This is a genomic window from Roseobacter insulae (assembly GCF_019375555.1).
Lineage (GTDB): Bacteria > Pseudomonadota > Alphaproteobacteria > Rhodobacterales > Rhodobacteraceae > Roseobacter > Roseobacter insulae.
In genome coordinates this window covers 1-15983 of sequence record NZ_JAHXDN010000009.1, presented here as the reverse complement: position 1 = coordinate 15983, position 15983 = coordinate 1, and the positions used below count along the sequence as shown (strand labels likewise).

Sequence of the window (15983 nt, the reverse complement as noted above, 5' to 3'; positions counted from 1 at the left end):
ATGAGCGATGTGATCATCAAGGCAAACGAACGCAGTAAGATTCGCGTTTTCGCCGTAAACCTGCCACCCGGCGAAGTTGCCGACACGCTCAAGACACAGCCAAAGCCCGACGTGGCCCGACAGCTTTTGAACAGCCCGCACCTGAATACCTCGAGCACCGAAATCTTTCCCGTCTCCGACCTGACCGGAGTGGGCCTGAGCGGGTACCTGGGAGAGGGGTACGCTGTCGGGGACGAGCAACTGGCGGCGGACCGCGGCAAACTCGACGGGTTGGACGGATACGTCCTTTTGCTGTTTTCCGACAGTTTCGCCGGCGCTGAAACGACCTTGACCCCGAGCCCGGAGCTGACACTCATCGGCACGTATACAGAGGCCAGACCCAGCGATGATGTCACTCCGATCACCGCGGACAGCGCCAAACCCTACAGCGGCGTGGCAGCATCAGACCCACCCGTGCCACCGCGCGGTCCGGCCGGAAGTGCGATGGTCATACTGGGTCTGATCGGTCTTGTTGCGCTGGCCGTTTGGTGGTTGCTGGCATGATCCATAAGGCTTTGAAAGCATGAACGACCCCAAAGACCCCAGGATGTCCGGGCGCATCGCACTCATTGCATTGATCGTGGCCTTTGGCGTCGTCGGTCTGATGCTGTGGGTGGGCGCATGAACGCTCTCTGTGTGCCTTGCGATCTGACGGAAATTCTTGCGCGGAGCATGCGGCCATGACGAAACTGACATTTCTGAATGCGCGCCTTGTCGATCCCGAAACGGATGAGATCGCGGTCGGAGGCCTCGTGGTCGAAGACGGGCGCATTACCAAGCGCCTGCCAAAGGATGCGCCGCGGCTGACATCCGGGCGGGTGATCGACTGTCATCTCAAGTATCTCGCGCCGGGCATCGTCGATCTGGGTGTCAAGGTCTGCGAACCCGGCGAACGGCATAAGGAGAGCTACCGGTCGGCCGGTCTTGCCGCGGCAACGGGTGGTATCACAACCATGGTGACGCGTCCCGACACCGAACCGGCCATCGACAGCCCCGAGACGCTGGAATTCGTCACCCGGCGCGCCAACGAGGTTGCCCCGGTCAATGTCCTGCCCATGGCCGCCCTGACGAAGGGGCGGGAGGGCCGCGAAATGACCGAGATCGGGTTTCTCATGGATGCGGGCGCGGTGGCCTTTACCGATTGCGACCGCGTGGTGACCGACACCAAGGTGTTTTCGCGTGCGCTGACATATGCGCGCAGCCTTGGGGCATTGGTTGTTGCACACCCGCAGGATCCCGGCCTCAGCAAAGGGGCCGCTGCAACGTCGGGAAAATTCGCCTCGCTGCGCGGATTGCCGTCCGTATCGCCCATGGCCGAACGGATGGCGCTGGATCGTGACATCGCCCTGATCGAAATGACCGGTGCGCGCTACCACGCGGATCAGATCACCTGCGCCCGCGCGCTTCCCGCCCTGGAGCGGGCAAAGGCGAATGGGCTTGATGTGACCGCCGGGACGTCGATCCACCATCTGACGCTGAACGCACTGGACATTGCCGACTACCGCACGTTTTTCAAGCTCAAGCCGCCGCTGCGTGATGAACAGGACAGGTTGGCCGTGGCCGAGGCGGTACGATCCGGCCTTATTGACATCATCTCGTCGATGCACACGCCGCAGGATGAAGAGAGCAAGCGCCTGCCCTTCGAAGAAGCGGCCTCCGGTGCCGTGGCACTTGAAACCCTGCTGCCCGCAGCGATGCGGCTTTATCATGCGGGCCTGATCCAATTACCCACGATCTGGCGTGCCTTGTCCCTGAACCCTGCGAAACGTCTCGGGCTGGACAGTGGTCGCCTGACGATCGGCAGCCCTGCCGATCTTGTGCTTTTCGATCCGGACGCCCCCTTCCTGATGGACCGCGCCACACTATGCTCAAAATCCCGAAATACACCCTTTGACGGGGCGCGCATGCAAGGCAAGGTACTGGCCACATATGTCGCCGGAACCTGCGTGTACGAGAGGACCTGATGCCGATCATTGAACACTCCGCCGCCGTGCTCGCCCTCTGGGGGCTGGTTGGCTATCTTCTCGGGTCCATTCCCTTCGGCATGGTGCTCGCACATGTGATGGGCCTTGGTAACCTGCGCCAGATCGGTTCGGGGAATATCGGCGCAACGAATGTTCTGCGCACCGGAAACAAAACCGCCGCCGCGCTGACACTGCTGCTGGATGGTGGCAAGGGGGCAGCGGCGGTTTTGCTGGCGAGGTCCATGGGCGGTGAGGATACCGCACAGATCGCCGGTCTGATGGCGATGCTGGGGCATTGCTACCCGATCTGGCTGCGATTTGCCGGCGGCAAGGGAGTGGCCACCTTTCTCGGCATTGTGCTGGCGCTGAGTTTCCCGGTTGGGGTCGGCTGCTGTATTGCCTGGCTCATCGGGGCGCTTCTGACGCGCATTTCATCCATGGGCGCACTGTTCGCGGCGGCTGCTTCGACCTTCCTGATGCTGCTTCTGGGCGCCTCGGATGCCCTGATTCTGGGCGCCTTGCTGACCCTGATCATATTCTGGCGCCACAAGACCAATATCGCGCGGATACGCGCCGGAACCGAGCCGAAAATCGGCCAGAAGACGTGACACGAACAGAGCTTGCGGATTTCGGCACTGCCTTGGACAATCTCCCGTGGGGCACGTTTCGCGCGCATCTGAACGGCTCACCCTATATCGTAACAAAAACCCGGTTTAGCGGTGGAAGGTCAACCAAGCTCGTGGCCGAGGAACTCGGCGGAGCTGACTACATCAGCTTCAATTACTATGCGCTATCGCGCGGCGGTCGCCTTTTCCCCTGCGAGATGAGCCGGGACAAGGTCATATGGTTCGTCTTGAACGTCAGACCCGAAACCACGCGGCATCACGCAGAGGCATAGCTGCCATCGGGCCCATGCACTTCGTCGCCCTGCAACGCAGGCAAAAACACGCAGATCAGATGGAGCGGGTCCACGCCATCATTGCGGACTTCGTGGCGGTCATGCGCATCCGGTGCATAAAGCACGCCGGGGACGATCCGGTGGACAGCACCATTGTCCAGTTCGGTGACCGTACCCGACCCTCCGATGCAGTAACATGCCTCGATGTGGTTCTTGTATTGCAGTGTCAGAACAGCCCCGGGCAGCACCTTGGTTTCGGTCATCGAAAACCCCATGCCATCGGATTTGACCAGCAATCGAAGGCTGCGCCACCCTGGGCCGGATGCATCCCGTGCCGTTCCCACCAGTCCCGTTTTGTCTGCAATGATCATAGTCAGCCCGTTTCCTCTATCGCCCCGTATTGAATATTGCATGGCGTCGCGCTGCGTGCCACTTCTGACGGTATGACCAGAATACTGACCAGTCCGGATGGAACCCCCGCAAGCCGCCTCGCTTTTGGCACCATGCAATTTGGCGGGCGCGCCGATGAAACGGCCTCGCGCGCGATGTTTGACGCCGCGATAGCAGGCGGGATCACGCATTTCGACACTGCCTATGTCTACAATGAGGGCGCGTCCGAAACTCTGCTGGGGTCTTTCCTGCAGGACCAGCGTGACCGGCTGATCATCGCGACAAAGGCGGCCTATACCGGCGGCGGCTCCAAACGGAATATTCAAGAGTCCTTTGCGATATCACAACAACGTCTGGGCCTCGATGTTGTCGATATCCTCTACATGCACCGTTTCGATCCGGACACCGACCTGCACGAAAGCATGGAGGCGCTGGCGGAGTTGAAGCAGCAAGGCCGGATTCGCTACATCGGGGTGTCGAATTTCGCGGCATGGCAAGTGGTTAAAGCCATCGGTATAGCCGCGAAATTTGATATGACAGTTGATATCCTGCAGCCGATGTACAACCTCGTGAAACGTCAGGCAGAAGTTGAAATTCTGCCGATGTGTGCGGATATGGACGTAGCCTGCGCGCCGTATTCGCCGTTGGGTGGCGGTCTGCTGACCGGAAAATATGCTGCCGGACAGGGCGGACGGCTGACAGAAGATGACCGCTATGCAGCGCGGTATGGTCTGGACTGGATGCATGCGGCAGCCGAAGGGCTGAGCGTCGTCGCGACAGAGCTTGGCATTGATGCGGCGACGCTGGCCGTCGCCTGGGTAGCCGCCCATCCGATGGGGCCGACACCGATCATCTCTGCCCGGTCGGCAAAGCAACTCGCCCCCTCGATCGCCGCACAGGATTTCGAGATGAGCCCGGATCTCTATGCACGTCTGTCTGCGCTGAGCCCGACACCTCCACCGGCGACGGACCGTATCGAAGAACAGGCATGACCGACATCATCATCATTGGCGGCGGGATTGCCGGTCTGTCCGCCGCAGCGCGCCTGTCAGACCACGCCCGCATCGTGGTTCTGGAGGCCGAGACGTCGTTGGGCTACCACGCATCCGGACGCTCTGCCGCGCTGATCGAACAGAACTACGGTGCGCCCAGTGTTCAAGCCCTGAACCGCGCCAGCGTCGGCTACCTTCAGGATGGTGGGTACCTCAGTCCGCGCGGCTTGATGATCGTCGCGCAGGCACATGAACGCGCAGATTTTGAGAGAGATACGGCGACGCTGGGCGCCACGGCGATCACGCCGGCGGAAGCCATGGATTTTGTGCCTGTTCTGGATCCACAAAAGCTTGCCTTTGCCGCCTATCACGCGGACGCGCACGACATTGACACGGACCGGTTATTGCAGGATTTCGCGCGCATGGTGCGGGCCTCCGGCGGCACGGTCGAGACCGGGCAGCGCGTTGAGCAGATTTCGCACGCAGACGGCGAATGGGAGGTCACCTGCGGCGATCGCCGGTTTCATGCCCCCACACTCATCAATGCAGCTGGCGCATGGGCAGATACCGTCGCGGGCATGGCGGGCATCAGGCCCATGAGCATTGTCCCGCACCGGCGCTCCATCGCGCGCATTCCCGCACCGGGCGCCCATGACATCCGATCATGGCCGATTTTCTTTGGCGTTAATGAAACATGGTATGCCAAGCCGGACGCCGGGTTTTTGCTTGTCTCGCCGGCGGATGAAGACCCGGTGGAGCCTCATGACGCCTGGGCCGAAGACCTGACACTGGCGCAGGGCCTCGCTCTCTATGAAGAAATGGTCACAGAACCCGTGGCCCGGCTGCAATCGAGCTGGGCGGGCTTGCGCAGCTTTGCCCCCGACAGAACGCTGGTTCTGGGACGTGATCCCGAGGTGCCGGAGTTTGTCTGGTGCGCGGGTCAGGGTGGATACGGGTTTCAGACCGCCCCCGGCGCATCGCAGCTGGTGGCGGATCTGGTTCTGGGCAACCCGCCGAACGTGGATGCCAGCGTCGTGGCTGCCCTGACACCCGACCGGTTGCGATGACGACGCGCCTTCCCGATACCGCCAGCGTCGCGCAGCCCGCCGATGGCGTAAAACTGCATGCCCCCGCAGCTGCACGCAATGCCGAAGCCTTGACCCGTTTGCTCAGCAGCCATGCGCCCCGGTCCGGCCATGCGTTGGAAATAGCCAGCGGTACCGGTCAACATGTCACTGCGTTTGCACAGGCTCTGCCCGATCTGATCTGGCAGCCTACCGACGTTGATCCGGCGCGGATTGCCAGCATCGATGCCTACGTGCGCGACGCCGCACTGCAAAACGTAGCCCCCGCTCGGATGCTGGATGCCACGCAGGCCGGGTGGCGTGACAGCCTGTCAGGCAAGGACCTGATAATCCTCGTCAACCTGCTGCATCTGATTGGCTCAGAGCCGGCAAAAACCCTTATAGCAGAGGCCGTTGGCGCGCTGGTGCCACGGGGCAGAGTCATCCTCTACGGACCATTCAAACGCAGTGGTGACCTGACCAGCCCGGGGGATATGCGGTTTGACGCGGACCTGCGCGCGGCCGATCCGGAGATCGGCTACAAGAACGACGAGGAGGTCGTCGACTGGCTGGCATCGGCCGGTGCCAAGTTGATCGAACGGATCGAGATGCCGGCCAATAACCTCGCCTTGATAGCGTCCCGGGCCTAGCTCAGGTGCCCTGGCCATCCACCCGGATGCGCTCGTTTTTAGGATCATAGGGGCTGTCTTCGACAACTTGCGCATCCCAGAGCTGATCAAACATCTTGACCTTTAGCGGCGTACCCGGAACGGCCAGATCAGGTGTCACGTACCCCATGCCGATGCTCTTGCCAAAGGCCACGGAATAGCCGCCCGAGGTCAGACGCCCGACACGCGCATCGCCATCATACAACGCCTCGCGGCCCCACGGATCGGCGTCATCCGGCCCATCGATCAACAGGGTGACGCATTGCGACCGAACGCCGGTTGCCTGCATCCGGTCTTTGCCGTGAAACTCCTTGGACAGATCGACAAAGCGCGGCAGATCGGCTTCGAGCGGCGTCGCGTCCCGGCCAAGCTCGGTACCGAAGGCGCGGTAGGATTTCTCCTGCCGCAGCCAGTTTTGCGCCCGCGCGCCCACCAGCTTCATGCCATGTGGTTCACCCGCCTTTTCCAGCAGATCAAAGAGATAGTTCTGCATCTCGATCGGGTGATGCAACTCCCATCCCAATTCGCCGGTATAAGCCACGCGGATCGCGGTTACCGGACACATCCCCAGCTCGATCTGGCGGGCCGACAGCCATGGGAACCGCTTGTTCGACAGGGCCGTGGCCGGGTCTGCGTCCTTGATCACCGATTGCAGAACATCGCGCGATTTCGGACCGGCAATGGCAAAAACGCCCCATTGCGTCGTCACATCCTGCGCGTTGATCCGGCCAAATTCCTCTTCCTTGTCCACGATGGTTTTGAAAAGGTAGTCCTGATCATAGGCGTGCCATGCACCTGCGGACACGAGGTAGTAATCGTCCTCGGCCCGCCGCACGATGGTGTATTCCGTTCGCGTCGTCCCGTGGCTGGTCAGCGCATAGGTCAGATTGATGCGCCCGACTTTTGGCAACTTGTTGGTTGTAAACCAATCCAGAAAGGCCGTCGCCCCGGGTCCACTGATCCGGTGCTTAGTGAAGGCAGTGGCGTCAATGAGGCCCACGCCCTCGCGGATCGCCCGTGCTTCTTCGACAGCGTATTGCCACCAGCCGCCACGACGGAAAGAGCGGCTGTCGTGATCGTTGAAGCCCTGCGGTGCATAGTAATTCGGACGCTCCCAGCCGTTCACCCAGCCGAACTGCGCGCCCCGGGCCGCCTGCCGGTCATAGGCCGGCGATGTTCGCAAGGGGCGGCACGCCGGGCGTTCTTCATCGGGGTGGTGCAGAATATAAACGTGGTTATAGGCTTCCTCGTTCTTGCGCGCGGCAAACTCCGTGGTCATCCAGTCGCCGTAGCGCTTGGGGTCGAGCGAGGCCATGTCGATCTCCGCCTCGCCTTCAACCATCATCTGCGCGAGGTAATACCCCGTTCCCCCCGCCGCCGTGATCCCGAAGGAGAACCCTTCGGCCAGCCACATATTTGTCAGCCCCGGCGCCGGGCCCACCAGCGGATTGCCGTCCGGCGTGTAGCAGATCGGGCCGTTGAAATCGTCTTTCAGCCCGCAATCCTCACAAGACGGGATGCGGTGGTTCATCGCCATGTATTGATCTTCGATCCGCTCCAGATCGAGCTGAAAGAGATCGGCGCGGAAACTGTCCGGCACACCGTATTCGAACCGCGCGGGCGCGCCTTTTTCATAGACACCGAGAATCCAGCCGCCGCGCTCCTCGCGTACGTAGGATTGCGCATCGGCATCACGCACAACGGGGTGCTCCACATTGCCCTCGGCGCGGAACTTCACCAACTCGGGGTCCTGATCCATCACGATAAACTGATGTTCGACCGGGATGGCGGGCATCTTGATCCCCAGCATACGGGCGGTGCGCTGCGCATGGTTGCCCGAGGCAGTCACCACATGTTCCGCGGTGATCACGACCTGCTCGTCGGTCGGCACGAGGTTGCCGCCTTTCTCCGCCATCTTGGTGGCTGTCACTTCCCAGTGAGTGCCGTTCCAGTGGAACGCATCCGCCTGCCATTTGCGTTCGATCATCACCCCACGCTGCCGTGCCCCCTTGGCCATCGCCATTGTGACATCGGCGGGGTTAATGTAGCCGTCGGTCTGGTGATAGAGCGCGCCCTTAAGGTCGTCGGTGCGGATCAATGGCCATTTGGCCTTGATCTCATCGGGTGTCATCCATTCATATGGCACGCCGCATGTCTCGGCCGTGGAGGCATAGAGCATGTATTCGTCCATACGTTCATCGGTCTGCGCCATGCGCAGGTTGCCGACCACGGCGAAACCGGCATTCAGGCCGGTTTCCGCCTCCAGCGTTTTGTAGAACCGGATGGAATAGTCATGGATGTGCGTGGTCGCATAAGACATGTTGAAATAGGGCAGCAACCCGGCTGCATGCCAGGTGGAGCCCGAGGTCAGCTCGTCACGCTCCAGCAGCATCACATCGTCCCAGCCCGCCCGTGCGAGGTGATAGGCAATGGAGGTCCCGACGGCACCACCGCCGACAACGAGGGCTTTGACTTGGGTTTTCATGACACTGGCTCCGTGACGATCTGTTGAGATAGCATTAGCCGCTGATGCCAGACTGCGCAAAACGCGCCCGACCGGTCATGGCGGGAAAGCGACATACTGGCGCGGGTGGTCTGACACCCACCCTGCCGGCCAGGCCAAAGCGGCGCATATCCTTGCCCCACCCGAGCGCCCGGCCCGCGGTTCTGTCAAGGGTGGGGACTGTCCGCCGTTACTCGAGAATTTTGCCGGGGTTCATGATGTTTTGCGGGTCCAGCGCAGCCTTGATCGCCGCCATGACGGTCGTCGCCTCCCCCAGTTCCCTGACCAGGTAAGGGCGCTTGCCCTGGCCAATTCCGTGCTCTCCGGTGCAGGTACCGTCCATTGAAATCGCCAGATCGTTCAGCCATCCGATGAACGCGCCCGCCTTGGTTACTTCCTCCGGATCCGCCATATTAACAAGCGGGGATACATGGAAATTGCCGTCCCCCGCGTGCCCGACGATCGGGGCGACAAGGCCCAGTTCCGCCGCCTTTTTCTGCGCCGCGCCGACGCAATCCGCCAGCCGCGAAATGGGCACGCACACATCGGTGGCGATACCCTGCGCCCCGGGCCGGTATTGCAGCATGGCCCAATAGGCATCGTGGCGCGCCTGCCAGAGCGTATTGCGTTCCTCGGTGGTCGATGTGGCCTGATAGCCGATCCCGCCATGCTCCTCGGACAGCGCGCCGAATATCTCCGCCTGTTCAAGGACGCTGGCGTCGGTGCCGTGAAACTCCAGTAACAACAGCGGCGTCTCCGGCAGGCTCAGTTTCGAGTAGGCGTTTATCGCTTTGACGGTGGTATCGTCCAGAAGCTCAATACGCGCCACAGGCAGCCCGTACTGGATGACGGACATGACTGTCTGGCAGGCCGCATCGACCGAGGGGAAGGAACAACTGGCGGAGCTGATCGCCTCGGGTATGCCCTGAAGCTGCAGGGTGATTTCGGTGAGAACGCACAACGTACCTTCGGATCCGACCAACAGCCGCGTCAGATCATACCCGGCCGAGGATTTCCGGGCGCGCGTCCCGGTGCGGATGATCCTGCCGTCTGCCATCACCGCCTCAACTGCCAGAACGTTGTCCTTCATCGTGCCGTAACGCACCGCGTTGGTGCCGGAGGCATTGGTGGCCGTCATACCGCCGAGGGACGCGTTTGCACCCGGGTCAATCGGAAAGAACAGGCCCTGATCGCGCAGATGCGTGTTCAGCGCTTCGCGTGTGACCCCGGGCTGCACGCGGCAATCAAGATCGCCCTGATTGACCTCGACCACCTTATCCATTTGGCTGATGTCCACGCAGATGCCTCCGGCCGGTGCATTCACGTGGCCTTCTAGCGAGGTACCGGTGCCATAGGGTATCACCGGCACATTGTGCCGGGCACACACCGTCACAATGTCCGAAACTTCCTGAGCGGATGCGGGGAAAACAACTGCGTCGGGCGGTTGGTTTTCGATCCAGGTCGTGGTGTGTCCGTGTTGCTCGCGGATGGCCGCACCTGTCTGGAACCTTTCGCCGAACTGCTGCTTCAGCACGCCGACAACCGTTTCAATGCCCGTCTCGTTGCGCGGCAGGCCTGCGTGTTTCACCATCTGCTCTCTCCCCGAATGCGCCAAGCTATTTGCCGAGCGCAATACCTTCCCGCCGTGGGTCTGCCCCGCCGGTCAGGCTGTCCCCGATGGAGATCGCGTGCAGACCCGAGGTCAGCGCGCGGCTGCCCACCTCGAAACCCATCGCGGTCAATGCCTCGGTCAGACCTTCTGCTGACGTGCCTTCTTCGACATCGTATGTGCCGAAACGGTTCACTGCATGCGGCACGGATACGGCCTGCTGGACGTCCATGCCCCAGTCGAGATAGGCGATGATGCTCTGTGCGACATAGCCGATGATGCGGCTACCGCCCGGGCTGCCGATCGCCAGCACCGGCGCACCGTCCTTCATGACGATGCTGGGCGCCATCGACGACCGCGGGCGCTTGCCCGGTTCCACCCGGTTAGCAACGGGCACGCCATCCACATGCGAGCGGAAGGAAAAATCGGTCAATTCGTTGTTCAGCAGGAAACCCCGCACCATCAGGCGGCTGCCAAACCCGTTTTCGATGGTCGTGGTCATGGAGGCCACGTTGCCTTGCGCATCCACGATGACGAAGTGAGACGTTGAGGGCAGTTCAATCGACTGATCATCGGCCCAGATCAGCGCATGGTCAAAGGCCGGCGTGCCCGGCGCGACCTCGGGCAACGCATCATCGCCTGCCAGCAGCTTGGCGCGTTCCGCCAGATAGTCCGGGGCGACAAGACCCTTGGTGGGTACAGGCACAAAATCGCTGTCGGCCATGTAGCGCCCGCGATCAGCAAAGGCCAGGCGCGAGGCATCTCCGATCAGGCGACGCACCTCCGGGTCATTTGGCCCGGCGCTCAGATCATAGTTGTCGAGCTTCCCCAGGATTTGGCCAAGCGTCAAAGCCCCCGACGATGGCGGCCCCATGCCGCAGACATTATGCGCCCGGTAGAGGACGCAGACGGGCGCGCGCTCCTTCACGGTGTAAATGCTCAGGTCAACGGTTGACAGTACGCCCGGGTTGCCCTCCGCCCCGCGGACTGTCGCAACGATATCGGACGCGATATCGCCGGTGTAAAAAGCATTCGCGCCCTGCTCGGCGATCATCGAAAGCGTGTCGGCATAAGGTTGGTTGGTCAGCAAATCACCAGCGGCAAGCGGCGTGCCCCCGGGCATGAAATACGCGGCGGTCGCGGGAAAGCGCCCCAGACGCTCCGCATCCGCTTCGATCAGTCCCGCCAGACGCGGCGAGACCTCGAAGCCCGCCTCGGCCCGCTCGATGGCCGGTGCCAGCAGGTCGCGCCACGGCAGTTTCCCCCACCGGATATGCGCATCTTCCATCAAGGCAGGCGTGCCCGGCGTGCCAACCGACAGACCCCCGACAACAGCATCGAAAAAGCCCAGCGGTTCTCCCTCACCATCCTGAAACAATCGCGGGGTCGCGGCGAGCGGTGCGGTTTCCCGCCCGTCCAGCGTCGTTAACGTGCCCGAGGCCGCATCATAATAGACCAGAAACGCCCCGCCGCCGAGCCCGGAAGACTGCGGTTCAACCAAGCCCAGCATCGCCTGCACAGCCACAAGCGCATCAGCGGCGGAGCCGCCGCTTGCCAGCGCATCAGCGCCCGCCTGAACCGCCCAGGGGTTCGCCGCCGCGACCATCCAGTCTTGAGCCTGCACCGGTGTACCGGCGAACTTGGCCGCCAGAGCAGCGGCAACATCGGGCGAGATCGCCTCGAAGGCGCCCTGCGTCGCGGCTTCGGGCGCTACTGCGTCGGCCGCTTGTTGAGCGTGAACCGCCGTGGCGGCCAGAAGAGTCAGTCCAGTGAGAAAGATACGCATTTTATCTCCGATCTGTTGAGAGGGATGTCAAAGCATAGAAGGAACAACCTGATCCGGTGGCCTGTGGCCGTCGTCGAACGTCTTGATATTAATGATGACTTTCTCGCCCATTTCCAAACGCCCTTCGCGCGTGGCGGACCCCATGTGCGGCAGCAGAACGACATTGCTCAGTTCCCGCAGCCGCGGGTTTACCTGAGTGCCATGTTCGTAGACATCAAGGCCCGCGCCGGCGATTTCGTTTGCGCGAAGCATGCGTGTCAGCGCATTTTCATCAATCACTTCGCCGCGCGATGTGTTCACGATGACCGCCTCGGGTTTCATCAACTTCAGTCTCCGGGCGTTCATCAGATGGAAGGTCGACGGGGTTGCCGGGCAGTTCACGGAAATCACGTCCATCCGGGCGACCATCTGGTCGAGGCTCTCCCAGTAGGTGGCCTCAAGCTCTTCCTCGGTTTCCGGCCGCAGCCGCCGCCTGTTGTGGTAGTGCACCTGCATTCCGAAGGCCGCGGCCCGTCGCGCGACCGCCTGCCCGATGCGCCCCATCCCGAGAATGCCGAGCCTGCGTCCACCCACTCGACCGCCAAGAAGGGCCGTTGGCGCCCAGCCCTCCCATGTATCATTCTGCATCACCGACAAGCCTTCGGGGATACGGCGCAGCACCGCCAGCAACAGGGCCATGGTCATATCGGCCGTGTCATCGGTCAGCACCCCCGGTGTGTTGGAGACCAGAATGCCGCGCTGCCGGGCGGTCGCCACGTCGATGTGGTCCACCCCTGCGCCGTAGTTCGCGATAAGCTTCAATCGATCACCGGCCTGACCAATCAGCGCGGAATCGATGTCATCGGTCAGGGTCGGAACCAGCACATCTGCCGTCTTGATGGCCTCTGATAATTCAGCCCGGGTCATCGGCGTGTCATCTGCGCGCAATGCGACATTGAAGAGCTCGGTCAACCGGGTTTCAACGGCCTCGGGTAACCGTCGCGTAACGACAACACTCAGCTTTGGCTTTGACATTTTGAGCCTCCCCGGACTTGGCGCAACGATCTGTTTTGTGGCATGGTGGCGGAGAAGGCGACGGGGCACAAGAACCTCGGGCCTTCAAAAGAGCAAAATACGAGTAACAGGCGATGTCATGACAAAGTTTCTTATTTCGGCCCTCGCCGGTGCCATTTTTCTTGCGTTGATACCCGTCACGGGTGTTGCGCGCGACAAGGGCCCTGTCACACATCTGCCCCTGCCCCGGTACGTGTCGATGAAGGCCGCCGAGGGAAACGTTCGGCGCGGCCCCTCGCTGACACATCGGATCGACTGGGTTTTCAAACACCGCGATATGCCATTGCAGATCACCGCCGAACACGGCCACTGGCGGCGGGTTCAGGATCGCGATGGTCAGGGCGGATGGGTTCACTATTCGCTTCTGTCAGGGGTGCGCACCGTCATTGTAGAGCAGGACATGCTGTCGTTGCATATGCGTCCTGATCCCGAAGCACCGGTCACGGCGGCGCTGGAACTCGGGGTTATCGCGCGCCTTGGTAAATGCGGCCCTGAATGGTGTCAGTTGAAATCCGGCGGGTATCGCGGCTGGGCGCCCAAATCGCGGCTATGGGGTGTTTCCGGCGACGAAATACGCGACTGACACCGGCCGTCGCGCACCGCCCCTAGGATTGTGCGATGAATTCATTGACGAGTTGCGCCAGTTCCAGGCCCACATCTTCTTGCAGGAAATGCCCCGCACCCGGCAGCACCTTATGCGGCTGCCCTGCAGCCCCGGGAAACTCTTTTTGAAAGACTTTGTCTATACCAGCCATGATTCTGTCTTCGGCCCCGAAGACTGTCAGCACGGGCAGCTCAAGCCCGCGCAAAATCTCCCAGGCGGCGCGGTTCGCCGCTGACGCCGGGTCGTCGGGCTGATCGGGCACCAGCATCGGAAACGCCCGCGCACCTGCCTGATATGTCTCGTCAGGGAACGGTGCATCATAGGCGGCAACTTCCGCCTCTGTCAGTTTTGTCACGGTACCGCCATGAACGATTCTGCCGGCCCGGAATTCAGGCACGGATTGTGAGTATTCACGCCAGTTTTCAAAGGCGGACCCCATCGAGTGATCACCCGTTGGCAGCGCCGTGTTTGCCAAGACCATCCTTGAAAACCGATGTGGCATCGCGGCCAGCACACGCAATCCGATCAACCCGCCCCAGTCCTGGCACACCATTGTGACGTCGTGCAGATCCATCTGCTCAAGGGCGTCCGACATCCATTCAACATGGCGCTGATAGGTATAGTCCTCCCGTGCTGCCGGTTTGTCCGATCTGCCGAACCCGATGAGATCGGGTGCAACCACCCTGTGGCCCGCAGCGGTGAAAACCGGGATCATATGGCGGTAAAGATAGCTCCATGTCGGCTCTCCGTGCAGTGCGAGGATGGGGCCGACACCTCCAGGGCCTTCATCGAGGTAGTGCATCCGCAAGGCCCCCCCCAACGTGTCGTCAATGCTGAGATACCTGGGTTCGAACGGAAAATCCGACAAGTCGGCAAACCTCGCATCTGGCGTGCGCAATGCTCGCATGGTGTCTCCCCCCGGCAAGACCGAACGCATCGCCTCTGGAAATCCCGCGATGCCGCGGTAGGGTAGCCGCGATCCACCACAAACACAAAGGAAGTTCACGATGAAGGCAATCACCTATGACCGCTTTGGCGCGGCACAAGATGTGCTGACATTGACGGAACTCGACATCCCTGATCCCGCGGCGGGCGAAGTCCGTGTGGATCTGGTTTATTCTGGTGTGAACCCTTCCGACGTCAAGGCCCGCGCAGGTACCCGCCCCGGCGTCACCAAGCCGGCCTACCCGCAGATCATCCCGCACAGCGATGGGTCAGGCGTCATCACGTCCGTGGGGGCCGGGGTGGACCCCTCCCGCATCGGCGACCGCGTGTGGATCTGGAACGGTCAGTGGCAGCGCGCGTTTGGCACGGCGGCCACGCAAATCACGCTGCCGGAACACCAGGCGGTGCGATTGCCCGGAACCGCGAGCTTTGAGACTGGTGCCGTCTTGGGCATTCCGGGCCTCACGGCGGCGCATGTGGTCCTTGCGGGCGGAGACGTGTCCGGCAAAACACTTTTGATCCAGGGCGGCGCGGGTACGGTTGGCTATCTCGCCATCCAGTTGGCCAAATGGGCGGGTGCCCGCGTCATCGCCACCGCGCGCGGTGACGGCATTGCAAGGTGTGAGGCCGCCGGTGCTGATGCCGTTCTGGACTACAGCGCCGCCGATCTTGCCCAACTGGTATTGGCCGCGAACCAAGGACAGGCAGTAGACCGGATTGTCGAGGTCGAATTCGGGTCCAATATCGAGACGGACACGACGGTCATCGCGCCAAACGGCACCATTGCCGCTTATGGATCAGCGCTGAACATGACGCCTAAGCTGCCCTTTTACCCCCTGCTCTTCAAAGCCGTGACAATCGACATCGTACTGATATACCTTTTGTCGCCGGCTGAGCGGCAGAGCGCCATTACCCACCTTCATGCGGCACTCGCCGACAACGCCCTTCAGTGCCCAGTCGAAAGGGTTTTCACCTTGCCTGAAACAGCAGCGGCCCATGAAGCCGTGCAAGCAGGCGCGCGCGCGGGCGCGATACTGGTGGATGTGACAGCGGATATGTTATAATTTCGGGCGCGCTGGCCGATTGAATATTTGATCGCGAGTCCCGAATGTCGCCGTGTTGCGCGATTTTTGTCAAAAACGGGTCTTGCACGTTGACGCCGAGCGGCTTAATTACCGCGTCACGTTGGGATGTAGCCAAGTGGTAAGGCAACTGTTTTTGGTACAGTGTACCGTAGGTTCGAATCCTACCATCCCAGCCAAACACTTAACGGAATGCAGACGATACGGCTGTCGGTCACAATAGCGAGGTGATATCCGCAGGTTAGGGGTAAGTAAGTTCAACGCAGACTATCCATGCCCGGCAAACAAGCCCCGATATCCCCTGAAGTCTGAGGTCGGGCATTTTGCGACACTAGGGTCTGGACTCAATTCAGCCAGCACCTGATCGCGAAGATGTGGATCATGGA

General features: G+C 61.5%; 15 protein-coding genes and 1 tRNA gene. 10 read left to right on the top strand and 6 right to left on the bottom strand.

Annotated features, from left to right (window positions below):
* From KX928_RS22400 to KX928_RS22385, 4 genes are all read left to right on the top strand, one after another.
* On the top strand, positions 1 to 543 hold the full coding sequence (locus KX928_RS22400; protein ID WP_219507291.1) for a hypothetical protein: 543 nt from the start codon (positions 1 to 3) through the stop codon (positions 541 to 543).
* A gap of 176 nt (positions 544 to 719) precedes the next feature.
* Positions 720 to 2003, top strand: coding sequence for a dihydroorotase (pyrC, locus tag KX928_RS22395; protein ID WP_219507288.1), 1284 nt, complete (start codon positions 720 to 722; stop codon positions 2001 to 2003).
* Positions 2003 to 2611: a glycerol-3-phosphate 1-O-acyltransferase PlsY gene (gene plsY, locus KX928_RS22390; protein WP_219507285.1), complete on the top strand. Its 609-nt coding sequence runs from the start codon at positions 2003 to 2005 to the stop codon at positions 2609 to 2611. The genes pyrC and plsY overlap by 1 nt, the downstream gene beginning before the upstream one ends.
* Positions 2608 to 2901, top strand: a complete 294-nt coding sequence (locus KX928_RS22385) for a hypothetical protein (protein ID WP_308342426.1) — start codon at positions 2608 to 2610, stop codon at positions 2899 to 2901. The genes plsY and KX928_RS22385 overlap by 4 nt, the downstream gene beginning before the upstream one ends.
* Here the strand turns inward: KX928_RS22385 and KX928_RS22380 are convergent.
* The gene (locus KX928_RS22380; protein WP_219507283.1) at positions 2886 to 3272 is read right to left on the bottom strand and encodes an ectoine synthase; all 387 of its coding nucleotides are present in this window, start codon (positions 3270 to 3272) and stop codon (positions 2886 to 2888) included. The two genes, KX928_RS22385 and KX928_RS22380, sit on opposite strands and share 16 nt — an antisense overlap.
* A 72-nt stretch (positions 3273 to 3344) precedes the next feature.
* Here KX928_RS22380 and KX928_RS22375 point away from each other — a divergent pair, with 72 nt between their 5' ends.
* The 3 genes from KX928_RS22375 to KX928_RS22365 are packed head-to-tail and all read left to right on the top strand — an operon-like array spanning position 3345 to position 5997.
* The gene (locus KX928_RS22375; RefSeq protein WP_219507280.1) at positions 3345 to 4283 is read left to right on the top strand and encodes an aldo/keto reductase; all 939 of its coding nucleotides are present in this window, start codon (positions 3345 to 3347) and stop codon (positions 4281 to 4283) included.
* Positions 4280 to 5350, top strand: coding sequence for an NAD(P)/FAD-dependent oxidoreductase (locus tag KX928_RS22370; RefSeq protein ID WP_219507276.1), 1071 nt, complete (start codon positions 4280 to 4282; stop codon positions 5348 to 5350). The genes KX928_RS22375 and KX928_RS22370 overlap by 4 nt, the downstream gene beginning before the upstream one ends.
* Positions 5347 to 5997, top strand: a complete 651-nt coding sequence (locus KX928_RS22365; protein WP_219507274.1) for a DUF938 domain-containing protein — start codon at positions 5347 to 5349, stop codon at positions 5995 to 5997. Before KX928_RS22370 ends, KX928_RS22365 begins: the two co-directional genes overlap by 4 nt.
* 1 nt (position 5998) lies before the next feature.
* On the opposite strand, the gene KX928_RS22360 is transcribed toward KX928_RS22365, so the two are convergent.
* From KX928_RS22360 to KX928_RS22345, 4 genes are all read right to left on the bottom strand, one after another.
* Positions 5999 to 8500 carry a GcvT family protein gene (locus KX928_RS22360; RefSeq protein WP_219507272.1) on the bottom strand — a complete coding sequence of 834 codons (2502 nt, stop codon included), beginning with the start codon at positions 8498 to 8500 and terminating at the stop codon, positions 5999 to 6001.
* 208 nt (positions 8501 to 8708) lie between these two features.
* Entirely contained in the window at positions 8709 to 10109 is a 1401-nt protein-coding gene (locus tag KX928_RS22355) for an FAD-binding oxidoreductase (protein WP_219507270.1), read from the bottom strand.
* Positions 10110 to 10134: 25 nt separating this feature from the next.
* On the bottom strand, positions 10135 to 11913 hold the full coding sequence (ggt, locus tag KX928_RS22350; RefSeq protein ID WP_219507261.1) for a gamma-glutamyltransferase: 1779 nt from the start codon (positions 11911 to 11913) through the stop codon (positions 10135 to 10137).
* 27 nt (positions 11914 to 11940) lie between these two features.
* Positions 11941 to 12927 carry a 2-hydroxyacid dehydrogenase gene (locus KX928_RS22345; RefSeq protein ID WP_219507249.1) on the bottom strand — a complete coding sequence of 329 codons (987 nt, stop codon included), beginning with the start codon at positions 12925 to 12927 and terminating at the stop codon, positions 11941 to 11943.
* Between the two features lie 118 nt (positions 12928 to 13045).
* On the opposite strand from KX928_RS22345, the gene KX928_RS22340 reads away from it, so the two are divergent.
* Positions 13046 to 13549: an SH3 domain-containing protein gene (locus KX928_RS22340; protein ID WP_219507246.1), complete on the top strand. Its 504-nt coding sequence runs from the start codon at positions 13046 to 13048 to the stop codon at positions 13547 to 13549.
* 22 nt (positions 13550 to 13571) lie between these two features.
* Here KX928_RS22340 and KX928_RS22335 read toward each other — a convergent pair whose 3' ends face one another.
* Entirely contained in the window at positions 13572 to 14477 is a 906-nt protein-coding gene (locus KX928_RS22335) for a haloalkane dehalogenase (RefSeq protein WP_219507244.1), read from the bottom strand.
* Between the two features lie 100 nt (positions 14478 to 14577).
* Between KX928_RS22335 and KX928_RS22330 the strand changes: the two genes are divergently transcribed.
* Both KX928_RS22330 and KX928_RS22325 read left to right on the top strand, forming a co-directional pair.
* Positions 14578 to 15579, top strand: coding sequence for an NADPH:quinone reductase (locus tag KX928_RS22330; RefSeq protein ID WP_219507241.1), 1002 nt, complete (start codon positions 14578 to 14580; stop codon positions 15577 to 15579).
* 122 nt (positions 15580 to 15701) lie between these two features.
* Positions 15702 to 15776: transfer RNA gene (locus tag KX928_RS22325), tRNA-Gln, on the top strand.
* Positions 15777 to 15983: the final 207 nt, after the last annotated feature.